We start from the raw sequence: 16,180 nt of genomic DNA on the forward strand, positions 1-16,180 counted from the left end.
CCTGGAAGACATTGCCGAGGAATCTGCCCTGATATTGTCTGGCGGCAAGAGCGACTGCTCTCCCGGCAAGCTTGATGGCCGTCAATGTCATTGTTGAGCGCTTCATGGAATTCTACGTGAAATGCCCTGTCGGGCAGGCGATCATCACGGAGAATACGGGCATGTCCACTTCGCCGAACGGACCTGAATTTCTCGTCAATACAAAGACGACTGATGATCAGAACTACCCGCGAACGGCATTCCTGTCGAATGGCGGGTTCGTTGTGACCTGGTCCGATTCGAGTGGTGATCCGGATGGATGGTCGGTCAAGGCGCAGGTTTACGATGCTGCCGGCACGCCGGTCGGATCCGAGATCTCCGTGAACACGCAAACAACCGGAAACCAGTTCTTTTCAAGCATTGCCGGATTGCCAGATGGCGGCTTCGTGATTGCGTGGGAAGATGGGGGGCCTTCGGCCGGAGACCCGAACGGAAGCATAAAGGCCCAGACCTTCGACAACACCGGATCGCGGATAGGCGCTGAGTTCCAAGTCAACACGCAGACAGCGAGCACGCAGTCGCGCCCTTCTGTCGCGGCATTGGAAAATGGCGGTTTCGTCATTGCCTGGGAAGATCGAAGCGGTACGCTTGGCGACGCGGACGGTTCGAGCATCAAGGCCCAGGTCTTTGCTTCGGATGGCACGAAGGTCAATTCCGAGTATCTCGTCAATACGGCAACCGGGGGAAGCCAGTACGCACCAGACGTGGCCGCACTTGCGGGGGGCGGATTCCTGGCTACGTGGCTGGAAACCGATCCGTTGGCGGCAGATATCCCGGTCTACGGTCAGCTATTTGACGGATCGGGCAACAAGGTTGGAGGTCAGTTCGCCATCGCGTCCAATCTCAGCGGCAATCCGGGGGATGTGGACGCGGCCGGCCTTGCAGACGGTGGTTTCGTCGTCATTCATACCGAACAACGAGGGCCGCTTGGTGGCACCTATTTCGATGTGTTCGGACAGGTTTATGGAGCGAATGGAAATCCTGTCGGCTCGGAGTTCCTCGTCAATACCAACCAGGCGAACATCCAGTGGTTGCCACAGGTTGCCGCCTTGCCGGGCGGCGGTTTTGTCGTGGTTTGGGAGGATGAAAGCGGCACCCTGGGCGATGCTGACGGATGGGCGATCAAGGCACAGGTCTTTGACGGGAACGGGGCCAAGAGCGGCACAGAGTTTCTGGTCAACAATGAAACGGCCGGTGGACAGAATTACCCAACTGTCGCACCAGCGGGCGATGCCGGTTTCGTTGTTGCTTTTGCCGATGGCAGCCCGACAACCGATGCCTGGGATATCAAGGCGCGGCTGTTCACACTCGGTGGCTCGGTCTCCATTTCTGACCTGTCGATCGCTGAGGGAGACAGCGGAACCAGAATTGCCACGTTCGACGTGGTCCGGACCGGAAGTGCCGGTGCGTTTTCGGTTGATTTCGCGACTGCCGACGGCGCTGCATCGGTGGCGGACAATGATTATATAGCCGCATCGGGCACACTTGATTTCGGCGTCGGAGACAACTTGCGGTCAGTCTCCGTAACGATCAACGGCGATACTACCGTTGAGCCGGATGAAGCATTCATGGTTGTCTTGTCCAATCCAACAAACGGGATCGTTCTCGGGAAGAGCGTGGCAACGGGTACAATCCTGAATGACGACGTTGCCATCGCAGGTTCGGTATCCATCGCAGACATCTCCGTGAGCGAGGGCGACGACGGAACGAAAACACTCGATTTCACGGTATCGCGCAGTGGCGGTACTGCGCCGTTTACGATTGACTTTTCCACCGCGGACGAAACAGCCACGGCCGCGAGCGGAGACTATGTGGCCGCCAGCGGGACGATCAGTTTTACCGATGGAGACCTTCGGAAACGATCAGCATCACAATCAGTGGCGATACGACGGTCGAACCCGACGAAACATTTCTGGTCAACCTTTCCAATCCGACCAATGGCGCACTCCTGGACCGATCCACGGCAACCGGAACGATCCTGAACGACGATATCTCTGCGCCTGGATCGATTTCCATAGACGATGTCTCGATCGTTGAAGGGAACAGTGGCGCTGTCATCGCAACATTTACCGTCCTGCGAACTGGTGGCCAGGACCCTTTCTCTGTGAACTACGCCACCGCCGATGGAACTGCAACGACAGCGAATGATGACTATGCCGCCGCAATGGGAACATTGGACTTCGGGAGCGGGGAAAACAGCAGGACCATATCGGTAACGATAGCTTCAGACACCGCAATCGAGATGGATGAAATCTTCTCGGTCCTGCTCTCCGGCGCAACGGCGAATGCGGTCATCGCGGACGGGGTCGGTATCGGCACGATACTTGATGACGACACGCCGCCCGCCGGTCTGGTTTCCATTTCCGATGTTTCGACATTGGAAGGCAATTCCGGGACACGAACCGCAGACTTCCTTGTCACTCGAACAAGGGGGGACGCGGCGTTCTCGATCGATTACACCACGTCCGAAGGAACGGCGACATCTGGAGACGGCGATTTCGTTCCGATGTCCGGCACGCTGGATTTCCTGGCCGGAGAGATGTCGAAAACGATTTCGATCACGATAAACGGAGACACTGTCCCGGAAACGGACGAGACATTCTCTGTAACTCTGTCATCGTCTTCGCCAATCGTGGCGATAGCCAGGGAGACCGGCGTCGCGACAGTTGTGAATGACGATCAATTCCCGGTTCATGTGAGCATCGGCGATGCTTCGGCAAGCGAGGGCGAGCATGGCACGACGGATATGACGTTCATCGTATCGCGTATCGGCGGAACCAGGGCATTCTCGGTCGACTACGCCACATCCGACGGAACGGCGCTTGTCGTCGATGACGATTACATCGCGACCAGCGGCGTATTGGAGTTCATGGAAGGAGAAACGGAGAAGACAATCCTGGTTTCGGTCAACGGCGACACGGATGACGAGCTGGCAGAGACCTTTTTCCTCACATTGAGCAATCCCACAAATGGAGTGACGATTGATCGGCCGGAAGCGGCAGGCGTCATACTGCCCGACGAATTCGTAAAGGCGAAACCTCCGGTCATCTTGTCCGGAAATGGCCAGAAGCCCGAGATTGCCGCCTTGGCGGACGGGTCATTTGTCGTCGTCTGGGAGGACATCGACCAGAAGGGACAGCGCGAGATTCGCGGCCAGATCATCGATGCCGACGGAGAGGCGTCTGGCAGTCCGTTCCTCGTAAATGCAACAATCGGCGGGATGAACATAGACCCGTCCGTGTTGGCGCTTTCCGGCGGAGGGTTTGTCGTGTGCTGGTCGAATGTCGGCGGTGCAGACAGCGGTATTCAGGCCCAATTTTTCTCTCAAGATGGTTCCAAGACAGGCTCTCAATTCACTGTCAATGAGCCCTTGGGAACGTCGCGGGCTCTGGTTTCCCGGCTTCCTGACCTGATATCGCCAATCCCCACGGAATTGGCCGACGGCACTGTCATCATTGCCTGGACCCAACAAATCCCTTCTGTCGAGAACAAGAACCTGGCACGCGTTGTCGATCCCGCCGGAGCTGCGATTGGTTCTGAGTTCGTATTGAAAGACGGCGTGTCGTATGGGTTGATCCGGGACCTGAAGGCGACGGCGGACGGATCGTTCCTCGGGGCATGGGTTGTGCCCGGGTCTTCCTCGGGGGTGTCGGAAATCAACTTGCGCAGATTTGATGCGAACGGAACTCAGCAAGGCGACGACATTTCGATCATGGTGACAGCAAGCGACCCGCGGGCCGACATGGCAGAGACGATGTGGTCGCAAATACTCAGTCCTGTCGTTACGCCCCTGGAAGACGGAAGCATAGGCGTCACGTGGACCGAACTGCTTACACTTTCGAGGACCACAAATGGTTTCTCCTTTCGTAGAGCAATTGGTCATCGGATCGACGTCGATGGAGTAGTTGTCGACAGTGGAGGAAATGTTTCCGCAAACGGGTTTGAAATTTCAAGCGAATCGATCCCGACGGGGCGGCCCTTCATCGGAAATCTTGGAGAACTGGATCAGGATGCCTCCGGCGCGACAGGCGGAGGGTTTGTCGCCGCGTGGCTGGAGGACTACCGTCCGATCGACTTCACCACCACCTTGTCACTGCAGCTCTTCGACAGCGCAGGCAATTCGGTCAGCCCCAGGTTTGCAGCCGATCTGTCAGCGGACACCATTCATCTCTGGACCCCTTCGGTGGCCGCCAATGATGCAGGTGACCTTGCTGTTGCGTGGGGAACGTCGGTGTCCTTGCCGACTCTGTTGTCTGTAGAGAACCAGGTTGCGGTTCAACTGTTCGACATGATTGGGGAATCCGTATCGGTCTCCGACTTCTCGATCACCGAAGGCGATGACCAAACCCGAACCGTTGACATTGTCGTCTCCCGGATTGGTGGCAACTCATCATTTTCCATTGCATATTCCAGCCGCGACGGCACAGCCGGCGCGGACGATGGAGACTATGATCCCGTGAGCGGATTGCTGTATTTCGGGCCGGACGATCAGTTCATGACAATCCCTGTCACGATCAATGGAGATACACGGTTCGAGAACGATGAAAGCTTCTCGATTGTCTTGTCGGACCCTTCAATCGACATCAGCATCTCGAATTCCGAAGGCATTGTGCTGATAGGAAACGACGATCAGCCTCCCCTCGGATTTGTCGGCTTTGAAGAGGCGGCAGTCACTGTACAAGAGGGCGATACGGGTACGACAGAGCTCTTGTTCAATGTGGTGAGGTCCGGAAGCACGGCACCCATTTCGGTCGGCTATGCAACCGCGGACCTGCGAGCAACCGAAGCCGACAACGACTATGCCGGCGTGTCAGGAACGCTCGACTTTGCAGACGGCGAGAGCTCCAAGACGGTTAGCTTGTTCGTCAATGGCGATTCGACAGCGGAGTTCGATGAAAACCTCGTCGTAATGCTTTCTGCCACTTCTGATGACTACGTCATAGACCAGCCGCGCTCGGAAGGCCGCATCATCAATGACGATCCTGGCCGGATCGGTATCTCATCGACATTCCTTGGAACCCCGTTTGCGGACCTGATCAACCGGCTTCTGAGTAGCCTGAACGAGAACCTGTCCGGCGGTGACGGGGATGATACGCTGATTGGCGGGTCTGGAAACAACCTCATCGATGGTGGCGCTGGCCGGGACAGCATGTCCGGCAACAATGGCGATGACAGCTATATCGTCGACCATTTGAATGATGTCGTGACTGAATTTACCGGTGGCGGGACCGATACCGTTTTCTCCATGCTGCCGGCGTTCACGTTGGGTCCGAACATGGAAAACCTTGCGGGTGTGTTTGGTCCGGCCGTGTCCGGTTTCACGGGCATCGGAAACGCATTGAACAATCGCTTGGCGGGCACACCCGGTGATGATGATCTGAGTGGTGGCGACGGAAACGACACGCTTTCAGGCGGATTTGGCAACGACCTGCTTGATGGCGGCGCGGGGATCGATACGGCGCACTTCAACGAAGGGAACCTGATTGGACTGCCCGATCTCGACGCAGCGACGAACCCGTCTGATCCCGTCATGTTTGGCTTTGCAGGCCTTGCCAGTCAAACAATGGCCGCTGCGGCGACTCTTCAAGATGCGACCATGGACCTTCCTGGTTTGACGCGCAATCAGGTTTCGGTCGTATGGGATGGGGCGGAGACCGTACTTCTTTGGGGCGGAGAAGGGTACGGCTTAAACACGCTGATTTCCATTGAGCGCATCGACCTGATCGATGGCGATTATGTCTATGACATTGGCTCGGACAATCTCGGCTTTGGCTATCGGATCTATCAGGCTGCGTTTGGCCGGACACCGGACGAAGGCGGATTGCGCTTCTGGGTTGGCGTGCTGGATACCCTCGATTCGTGGGGCTACAGCGAATATGCCAAGCAGCAATATGTGGCACGGGAATTCAATGAATCGCTGGAATTCCAGGCGCTCTACGGCTCCGATCCATCCCATTACGACTATATCGACGCGATGTACCAGAACGTCCTCTATCGCCTGCCGGACCAGGGGGGATACGATTTCTGGGTTGGCGGAATGGACCAGGGCCTTACCGAGGAAGATATCTTGATAGCCTTCTCCGAAAGCGTCGAGAATCGGGAAAACAACTACCCCAATCTCGATAATGGCGTTTGGGTGGTTTAGCAGGAAGATTGAATTCGTGTGCCGCCTTGTGGCTACTAGGGCGTGTACTTATAAACGAGCGAGCACCGATGACCGATTCCGCCGGAACATCTGAAGGGGACTATCAATCACGTAGGTCAGCATTGCGCCAAAGCGACCGATCCTGCATGCGGGCGACGTTCGATATGCGACACGGCAGTTTGTGCCAGAAACGGACATTTCGTGATTGGTATTGAAAGGACCATTTCTTGCCGCTGGTGAGCGGCGCCTAGCGCGAGATGTCTTGCGCACGGTAAAGCAGCACGCTGTTGGCCGAGAAAGCCATATCCGGCTCGAATTCGTCGATCCGTTCGGAGCGCAGCAACAGCCCGCCGCCTTGCAATAGCGTTATATCGACTTGCTGGCGCGACAGGCGGACGAGTGCCCGAGCCTTCCAGACCTCTTCATCGGGGCCCAACCCGAGGCTGGGTATCGCGATGGCAATCGGACCGATCACGCTGCCCGGGCTCCTGCTGCCGATAGCAGTCAGCGTCAGGTTGGTATGGACGGTGTCCTTCGCGAGCATGTCCGGCCGGTTCTGGGCCAGCACCGCAATATCAAAAATCAGGTCACCGGTCGCTGGCGGCTTGTCGAAGCGATATTCGGCGTATTGTCCTGCTTCGGGCGGGCGCATCCAGTACCAGTCCCCGGCTCCAGGCAATCCGTTCGAATGGAAATCCGTAGCTTCATCGCCAATGCATGGTCGGTCGAGAAAGCATTGTCCTTCGTCACCCCAATCGCCGAGTTCGGGGTGCATCTCAGTCACCGCACCATCGTCCTGTTGGGCTTCGCCGCTGGCCTCGCCCTCCGCAAGGGCGCTCTTATTATGTATCCGGATGCTGTCGCGGCGGAAGGCTACGTGCGGACCGGGATTTTCAGGCCTTACGATGCGGATGAATAGCTCGCCGCTCGCCGGAATCATCCTGTCGAGGATTTTACGTCCCAACTGGATCTGGCCGCTCGCATTGTAACCTACCGGGTCGCCAGGCAGCGAGACGTTGGGAAGGGTGACGCGGATCCGGTGAAAGACACCGCCCATGTTGCGCGCGCCCGGGAAGCCGACCAGCAAGTCGAAAACCGCATTTACCTTCGGCCCGCCATTGACGCGGTCGGTCGCAAGCGCGTCGATGTCGAGAAGGATGTCGCCCTGCGTCGGAGGATTCGCGAAAGTATATTCGGCGTATTGGTTGTGCCCGCAATCGCGCAACCAATACCATCCGGCGATCAGATCGCCGTTCGATCTGAATCGCGGCAGATCGTCCACTTGAGCGCTGCCCGCAACCACGAGCATGATGACAAGCGGTATCGAAACCAACACACGTAGCGCGAGCCACTGGATAGTGGTGAGAATTGCAGGGAATATGCGCATGAAAGCGTTCCCTACAGAATTTGCCTAAAGCCAAGCCTCGAGCGGGAAATGATCGACCGCTTGACCGCCGGGAATTGGGTGCGGCGCCTCGCTTATCCCGTCACCATCAGTGTCCACGAAACCCTCAGCCGCTTCATCGAAATCAGAATGGTGATTGCCGCGTGCGCCGTCATCCCAACGGTTTGGCGACAGTAATTTTTCCGGATCCACTGGCCCGCCCTTGGCCACTCCCTGAACGCTCGCAGGGGCCGTATCGGTGCCTGACGTGTCGAAAGCGTTGACCTTATTTGCGTCGAGGTCATTTCCGATCACCATATTGCCGACCGATGGGTTCACATAGGGCAATCCCCGTTCCAGCCGAATGCCAAAGGCGGAATTTTGAATGACGTTATTTGCGCTCAGTGTGTTGTCGGTTGAACCGAAAAGGCCGATCCCGGTGCCATTACCGGAAACAATGTTTGACGTGACTCGGTTTGAATAAGCTGTATCAAGAAGGATACCGAGGCTGTCGTTGTTTTCAGCCATATTGTCTCTGACTTCGCTTTCGTGCGTATCGCAGATCAGTCCTATTCCGTAGCCGCGAATGTCCGGCGACGAACCGAGCGTGACTTGCGGATTGCAGTTCGGCACCGCCTGGCCGCCATTTGCATAGGCCTTGTTCGACAGAATGAATATGCGGCGTGAAGACCCCGCAACGATACCGGAATGGCCGTGGTCGCTTACATCATTTCCAGCAACTTCTATGTCGGATGACCTGACAGCCTCTATCGGACGCGTCTCGCTGGTGATGATCAAATCGCCAGCCAGAGGCCGTATAGCTTGCATCATGCCGGGCGGAAACACGACCGTGCCAATTCCAATTCCACTATAGCCGTTTGCGTGGACCCTGTTTTCACGGATGCCGACATTGCGGCTGTTCAAAACAAAGATACCGCCGAACCGATTCGCCTCGATCTTGTTTAGTTCGATAGCACCGCTCTCGACACCGTGCATGTACACGCCATAGTGGCAACCAGAAATCCTGTTGTTGCTGATCACAGCGCCGGACGCGCGTACCACGATGCAGGCTTCCTCCGAATAGGCGGAGAAGATGCCGTAACGTAACGAACGGGACTGGGATGCGGTTATATCGAAGCCATCGACAACCACCCCGTCAGCCTTGATCTCAACTGCTGTTGAAGCGCTTCCGGCATCGATTACTGGTTTTCCAGTGCCATTATCCTGACCGAGGAGCTTGACGCTCTTGGTGATGACAAGCGCCTCATTATAGCCACCGCCGGATACCTCAATTGTAGAACCTTCCGGTGCGGCGGAAATAGCTGCATTTATCGAGGAATAGGTCTGTCCTGTTTCGACGATTTTGGCGTCGGCGCGCACATGAACGGGAAATGCGACCACAAGGCAGATCGCCATAAAGGGTAGCGCAGTGGTGACGCGCATGAGATCCGACCCCCAAGTGAGGAAAACGAGCTTTCGTATTTACCGCCGCTTGCATGCGCAATGATTTGAATCAAGCAACACAATGCCGAACAACAGAAGTTCGACTGCTAGTCGTGCCTGAGATCGAATTGTGTTCCGCCGTTGACACATGCACGCCATGCTGCGCGATGGCATTTAGGTCGAAGCATGAAGTGAGGTAGAGTTCGTTTGCGAGCGGTGAAGCCGGAAAGCTGAACCGAGGGCGGCGTCCCCGAGAGGGAGAGCAGGGATGAAAGACCTGCGAAGGTCACCGGATGGGCCAACGAGCCCGCTTTGAGTCAATACGATGGTCGAGCAGTTCATCGTGGAATTTCAATTAGCTATATATATTTATTGCTTTATTTTCAATGCTTTATAGAGCAGTTTTCGATCATTCTGGGTCATGTCCGCACGATTTGAAGTAGTTTGCGCATTCGTTCGGCTGGAAGATGTCGACCAGTTTTCCGATGAGGCACCAGAGGCCGGAGACCGTGCGTTCGCCGACTTTGCGGAGCATCGCTTTGAGGCGCGAGAACGCTTTCTCGATGGGGTTGACGTCCGGGCTGTAGGGAGGAAGAAACCGAAGCGTGGCGCGCGCCGCCTCGATCTTCTCGCGGATTGCCACCCGCTTGTGGCCGGACAGATTGTCCATCACGACAATGTCGCCAGGCTTGAATTCTGGCACGAGCACCGAGGTCGTGTATGCCTCGAACCAGTCGCCATTGATTGGCCCGTCAAGCACCATCGGTGCCACCATGCCCGACAGGCGCAGTCCGGCAACGAGTGTCGTGGTCTTGCGATGGCCGTGCGGGAAACCCATCCGCAGACGCTCGCCCTTGCTGCGGCAGCGGCCATGGGTCCGGGCCATGTTGGTGGCCGTCCAGGTCTCGTCGATAAAGACAAGGCGCGCCGGGTCGAGATCGAGCTGCCCGCCAAACCAGTTCCGGCGCTGCCTCAGGATGTCCGGGCGATCCTGTTCGATGGCGTGGCCGGTCTTTTTTTCCGCGTCATGCCGTGACGCTTGAAGACGCGGTGCAGGCCCGCAATCGAGACCGCAAGGCCGATCTTTGCAAGTTCGGCGCGCAGTTCCTCAAGGGTGATGTCCTGTCTTGCGTCCCAGAGAGCGAGAATACCGGCCGCGCGCTTCTCGACGCGATGCGAGCGCATGTCGCCGTCCTGGGCTTTCGGTTCGAAGTGGCCGACATCGCGACGTTGTGCATGCCATCGAATCGCCGTCGAAGGCGCAACGCCAAATCGGGCCGCAGCAGCGCGGCAACTCATCCCGTCATCAATCGCGGCGATCAAGCGCGCACGCAAGTCCATTGAAAGCGGCTGTCCCATCCATGCCGACATCCTGCACCCGGCAGGACGCATGAATCAGAAGCAAACTGATTTGGGAATTCCTAGCGATTCATAACGCCCGAAAATCGCTCTAGTTCCCTTTATTGGGAAATATTGGCAGTGTGAACTAGGCTGATTTTGAGTTTCTTTCCCCTTGCAATAGACTTGCGAAAATTATCTGGAGGGAGCCGTCCAATGGGTAAGGTTATTTTCCACGATGGACCAATAAACAACATATACTCTGATACTTCCATCGAAGGAATTCTTAATGGTGAAGAGTGGTTCATACCGATTTCCGGTGTTGTTATGCACTGGTATTCGGAACTAAAATTTTTTAAAACAGAACAATTTTTTTCTAAAACAACATATTTTGTACAAGGTTCAGGCAGTGAGCCCCCAGTCTCTTATGATTTCGAATACATGAGAACGATAGCGAGTTTTCCTAACGAATTATTGGACGATTTTACAAGAAATGTATTCTTTAATGATGCCTATTTGAACTCTTTATTTTTCAGTCTAAATATTAATACAAATTTGGACTGGCTTGAGCACATGGACGTACCCACGATCGAGGCATATCTTCCACAAGGAGGAACGGTATTTTTATCATGGGATTCGTTGGAATCTAGCATAAGTAGTAGCATTGCCAGCTATCAGAATGATGTTGCCGATTTCATTTCCGACCTTTCAATTACATTGTCCAACTTTCTTGTCGAGAATGCATATTTTGGTATGGAATACCAAGATATAGAATTACAATTTTTACCGATTTATATTTCTGTAGACGATATTTTTTCGCAATTCAATCCAGTTGATTATGAAGTTCCTTTTATTACATCTAATATTCAATTTAGTGAACAAATAGACGAGCTTTATTTTACCGGATATGACAATACGGTAGCTTACAATATAGATTCTTTTGATAGTTTGAAGTTGACAGATATCGAATCGATTAATTTCGCGGATGGAGACGATATCCTTTTTGTTTTAAATATTGATGAAAAAACAAATATTGATATGGGGGGCGGCGTTGACGTGGTTGCAATCAATAAATACAAGTGCGTCGAATATACCCGATATTTTGGAGATTAAGAATTCGGAATTTGTTTATATTATAGCGGACGAATACGGCGAATCCTTGCAAATTGTTTTGAAGGAAAATAATGAACGTACATTTATAGATATTGTTTATGTCGGTGACGTATTTTTTGATGCAATCAATAGTTATATATTTTCGCAAAACAATTCAAAGGTTTATGGTTCAGAACTGGTAGAAAATATTACGGGGAGTGATTTCGATGATGTCGTATTAGGTTTCGCCAAATCTATTTCAGATAACTTTCAATTTGATAATATAAGGACGAATATTGCAGGAGAATACGCGTCTGGTTATTATGATGTATCGTCAAGGTTTGGGTTGCGTTCCATATTCGATGACATACCAGATTCGACGTCTGTACCTTTTTCGAATTGGAGGGAAACTCTGGATGGTGGAGATGGAAACGACTTAATCGTGTCGTCACCATTTTCTGTATCAACCCTCATAGGTGGAGCTGGCCACGACCTTATTTTTGGCGGAGATAGTGTAAACACAGACTCGGAGTCTGACGATATCGACCCGGGTGAAGGAGATGATATTGCATTCGGCGGTGGAGGGAGTGATAAGTTTTTCGCGTCTGCAGGGAACAACGATCTATTCGGATTTACGCCGAAGATCGATGACGCACTGGCTTATGTGACCGGCCAGGTCGTCTCATGGGCAGAACGTTACAACGATCCTTTCAACGACACATTCAATGCGGCATTTAAGACTGCTCACGCCACAAGTGGCGGATTTTCAAACTTTTTTGGAGGCGAAACAGCGGTCAGAGCTGACGATAGAGACGTCGTCAACATCAACGGAAAACCAAGTGATTACAAAATTAGTGATCCCAAAACGGACGGTGGGCCTACCGTCATCGTTGATCTGAACAATGGGAACGAAACGCTCAACCTTTTCGATATCGAGTTCGCCGATTTCACTGGCGGTCTGCCGGTGGCTGATGTGTTTGAAGATGGAGACGTATTAATAGATGCCGCAAGACTGGCGGCGTATGCTTATGTTGATACGAATGACGCTGGCGCACTATGGAACTGGTGGCCACTTCATTCCATCGAACTCGGCCTTGACCCTTTCGGAGAGCAGGACGGAGTAAAGTATCATTTCATAGATGGCATTTACGAGGCAGATGGCCTTTTGAATACAGCTGTAGCGCACATCTACTTTGGTCAGTATCAAGATAGAGATACGCTCGTCATTGATTTCCGCGGCACTGACGAAAAACCAGGCGATTTCTCGAACTACCCCGATTTTCAGACCCATTATGATAAGTTTGCGCCGCTTATAGAAAAGGTTGATGAATGGCTATCGAGCAACCCTGATGCGGACGTGATCATAACCGGTCACAGCCTAGGTGCCGCGATGGTCCAGTATTTCATGGCGGATCATGGTGGGGATCGTTTCAAAGGCTATGCGATTGCCTCACCCGGAGCCGCAATTAATCATGATGACGAGCGAATTACCACGATAGGTCACAGCCAAGACCTAGTTTTCCATGTTCCGTTTCTGTTTGGCGATAGGAGCCCTTTGGGCTTTGACTTGCTGCCAACGAATGTCCGAGATCGTGTGCTTGAGGGACTAAACCTTCCGAATCTCGCATTTACCGACTACGACCACGCTGCAGGTCCAAAGTACCGGATCGCTCTGGAAGGTTCGGGATGGTCTGAAGGCTTTGGTAAAGAACACGATTCAGAAATCTATATTAACACTGCTAGGAAACTCATTGCCTTCAGCGACCGCATCGATGCATTGATCGCGACTGTTGGCAAACCTATGCCTGAATACGTCAACATCGTTCTTGGTGGCGCGGGTGAAGATAGGCTTGTTCACGATAGCGAAGTCATCTCGTCGCTCCTGGGCTTTGATAGCGAAATCTTTCTCGCCGGCGCCGACAACGATGAGATCGTTCCCGGACGTGGCGATGATCTCATTGATGGTGCGGAAGGGACTGACAAGGTCTTTTTCTTCGGTCGATTTGGCGATGATCTTGTTGGAAAGTTGCAGGGAAACCTGTTGGAAGTGACGTCAAGCCGGTTGTTTGGGCTTTTAACCGGCTGGACGAAAACGCTTTTTGATATCGAAATCCTTGTAGATGACAATATGGAGTACGCTGCCAGCCTAGTTGCAAACAGCAACTTGATAGAGAGCGCGGCATCTGCTGGAGTAACTCAATCCACGATCACGAAATTTTCCTCCGGAACGACCGACATTATCGGCGGCAGTGAGGATGACGATACGATCTATGGCGGCGAGGGCAACGATTCCATATCCGGGAATGGCGGTGATGACCATGTCTACGGAGAGGGTGGCAATGATACCTTGATCGGTGGTTCGGGCGCTGGAAACGACTTCTATGACGGTGGAGAGGGCACGGATACCGTCATCTATTCCAGTACCTCTTTGGGTGTCACGGTTAACCTCACGCTCGGTACGGCATCAGGCCCGGAAATCGACAACGATACGCTTGTTGGCATCGAGAATGTTACCGGTGGTTCTGGTGACGATGAGATCACCGGAGATAGCGCCGACAATGAGCTTCGTGGTGGAGATGGTGACGACACACTTTCTGGTGAGGGCGGCAATGACGTGCTTGCCGGCCATCGCGGCGATGACATCCTGATTGGTGGCCAAGGCGAAGATGTCTTCGCTTTTTCATTCGGGTTCGGTGAAGATCGTATCGAGGATTTTGAACTCGGCATTGACCAACTGTTCTATCTCGGTGACGCGATGAGCCTGGCGGACATTACCACCGAGCAAATCGGCAATGATCTGGTCGTTCGCTTCGACCCGGAGGATGCTGAAAGCCGGTTGACGCTGGTCGGGGTGAATCAGCAAAGCCTCCAGCAAACAAACGATGTCTTCGCGTTGCAGGCCGCTACGCCAGACCTTCAGGCTGACAGTTATTCAGTAGCAATGGACCAGACACTCGACGTAGACGCACAAAGTGGTCTGCTAGCGAATGACGGGATTTCAGCCGGCGATATCGTTTCTCTGACCGTCGCCTTAGCGCCAGAACATGGAACGTTAGACCTCAACCAAGACGGCTCGTTCATCTACACACCAGAAGCGGGCTTTGAAGGCGCAGATGCGTTTATCTACGAGGTTGAATCCATTTATGGAGGCCGGGCGAGCCAAGCCGTGACGGTTAACATCGGTGAGGGAGCCAATATCGATATCCAGCTCTCAAGTGGCGGCCAGATCGCGGAGAATGCGTCTGCAGGTGAAACTGTCGCCGCGTTCTCCGCACTTGGTGGAGCCGCCGCAACCTTCGCCCTCGTCGATGATGCGAACAGCCTGTTCCTGCTCGATGGCAATACGCTGAAAGTCGCACCGGGCGCTGTCATCGACTACGAGACCGCGACCAGCCACACCGTGCGCATCGCCGCCAGCGACGCCACCGGCCCGGCCTACGAGGAAGACTTCACCATCCAGGTCGCCAACATGCCGGTTTCGGATATCGCGCTCGCCTCGGGCGGCACGGTGGAGGAAAACGCCGCCGGCGGCACCGTGGTCGCCACGTTCGAGGCTTCCGAAAACCCGGTCGAACCGTCCGCCACCTTCACGCTCATGGACGACGCGAACGGCCTTTCGTGCTCGATGGCAACACGCTGAAACTGCGCCCGGCGCTGTGATCGACTACGAGGCGGCGACCAGCCACACGGTGCGCATCGCCGCCACCGATGCCACCGGCCCAGCCTACGAGGAAGACTTCGTCATTCAGGTGACGAACATGCCGGTTTCGGATATCGAAATGGTCGCTGGCGGGTCGGTGCGAGGATGCCGCCGCTGGCTCGGTGGTCGCCACCTTGAGGCATTGGAAAACGTGGTCGAGCCCAATGTCAGCTTCGCGATCGTCTCCGGCGCCGATGGCAATTTCATCATCGACGGCAACCAGTTGAAGGTGAGCGCGAATGCCGACATCGAATACAACACGCAGAGCAACTACCTGGTCACCATCCAGGCCAGTGATGCCACCGGCCCGGCCTATCAGGAGACGTTCAACATCGATGTGGTCAGTGTCGGCCTGATCATGGGCACGCCCGAACCGGACAATCTCATCGGTACACCCAATGATGACGAAATGTTCGCGCTGGAAGAAGATGACCGGCTCAACTGGAGCGCGGGCAACGACACGCTCGACGGAGGGCCCGGCACCGATAGGGCAGTCTACACCCTGAACAGGTCCGAAATCACGCAGGACCTTTTGGTTGACGGAACCGTTACCGTGAACAAGCCGGACGGCTCCACTGACACGCTGATTTCCATCGAGCGCATCGACCTGCTGGACGGCGACTATGTCTATGACATCGGCTCGGACAACCTGGGCTTCGGCTACCGCATCTACCAGGCCTCGTTCGGCCGCACGCCCGACGAGGGCGGGGTGCGGTTCTGGATCGGCGTGCTCGACGCGCTCGACAATCAAGGCTTCACCGAGCTTGGCAAGCAGCAATATGTGGCCTCGGAGTTCATCGGGTCGGACGAGTTCCAGGGCCTCTACGGCGCCAATCCGACCAATTTCGAATATATCGACGCGATGTATCAGAATGTGCTGTTCCGCCTGCCCGACCAGGAAGGCTATGACTTCTGGGTCGGCGGCATGGAGGCGGGCCTGAGCCGCGAGGACATCCTGATCGCCTTCACCCAGAGCCAGGAGAACATCTCCAACAACATCGCCAATCTCGATGACGGCGTCTGGGTGGTGTGACGCGGG

Annotated in this window: 8 protein-coding genes; 5 read left to right on the forward strand and 3 right to left on the reverse strand. The window is 54.6% G+C overall.

What is annotated here, in order from left to right:
* Positions 1-74 precede the first annotated feature (74 nt).
* Positions 75-2,021: a Calx-beta domain-containing protein gene (locus R3D65_RS10255; protein ID WP_371275126.1), complete on the forward strand. Its 1,947-nt coding sequence runs from the start codon at positions 75-77 to the stop codon at positions 2,019-2,021.
* Complete coding sequence (locus R3D65_RS10260) at positions 1,952-6,184, forward strand: Calx-beta domain-containing protein (protein ID WP_371275559.1); 4,233 nt, start codon at positions 1,952-1,954, stop codon at positions 6,182-6,184. Before R3D65_RS10255 ends, R3D65_RS10260 begins: the two co-directional genes overlap by 70 nt.
* A 247-nt stretch (positions 6,185-6,431) precedes the next feature.
* Here R3D65_RS10260 and R3D65_RS10265 read toward each other — a convergent pair whose 3' ends face one another.
* The 3 genes from R3D65_RS10265 to R3D65_RS10275 form a co-directional block, all read right to left on the reverse strand.
* Positions 6,432-7,571, reverse strand: a complete 1,140-nt coding sequence (locus R3D65_RS10265) for a hypothetical protein (RefSeq protein WP_371275127.1) — start codon at positions 7,569-7,571, stop codon at positions 6,432-6,434.
* 24 nt (positions 7,572-7,595) lie between these two features.
* Positions 7,596-9,011: a nitrous oxide reductase family maturation protein NosD gene (locus R3D65_RS10270; RefSeq protein ID WP_371275128.1), complete on the reverse strand. Its 1,416-nt coding sequence runs from the start codon at positions 9,009-9,011 to the stop codon at positions 7,596-7,598.
* Positions 9,012-9,420: 409 nt separating this feature from the next.
* A protein-coding gene (locus R3D65_RS10275) for an IS630 family transposase (protein ID WP_371275129.1) occupies positions 9,421-10,370 on the reverse strand; the annotation gives its coding sequence in 2 pieces (ribosomal slippage) (positions 9,421-10,034 and positions 10,034-10,370; 951 coding nt in all).
* A 195-nt stretch (positions 10,371-10,565) separates the two neighbouring features.
* Between R3D65_RS10275 and R3D65_RS10280 the strand changes: the two genes are divergently transcribed.
* From R3D65_RS10280 to R3D65_RS10290, 3 genes are read left to right on the forward strand one after another with little or no spacing between them, the layout of a single operon-like run.
* Entirely contained in the window at positions 10,566-11,462 is an 897-nt protein-coding gene (locus tag R3D65_RS10280; RefSeq protein WP_371275130.1) for a hypothetical protein, read from the forward strand.
* The gene (locus R3D65_RS10285) at positions 11,368-15,081 is read left to right on the forward strand and encodes an Ig-like domain-containing protein (protein ID WP_371275131.1); all 3,714 of its coding nucleotides are present in this window, start codon (positions 11,368-11,370) and stop codon (positions 15,079-15,081) included. Before R3D65_RS10280 ends, R3D65_RS10285 begins: the two co-directional genes overlap by 95 nt.
* A gap of 16 nt (positions 15,082-15,097) precedes the next feature.
* A complete protein-coding gene (locus tag R3D65_RS10290; protein ID WP_371275132.1) occupies positions 15,098-16,174 on the forward strand; it encodes a DUF4214 domain-containing protein in 1,077 nt (358 codons plus the stop codon).
* The last annotated feature ends 6 nt before the right edge of the window (positions 16,175-16,180 follow it).

The sequence above is a fragment of the Zhengella sp. genome, assembly GCF_041397485.1.
GTDB lineage: Bacteria > Pseudomonadota > Alphaproteobacteria > Rhizobiales > Rhizobiaceae > Zhengella.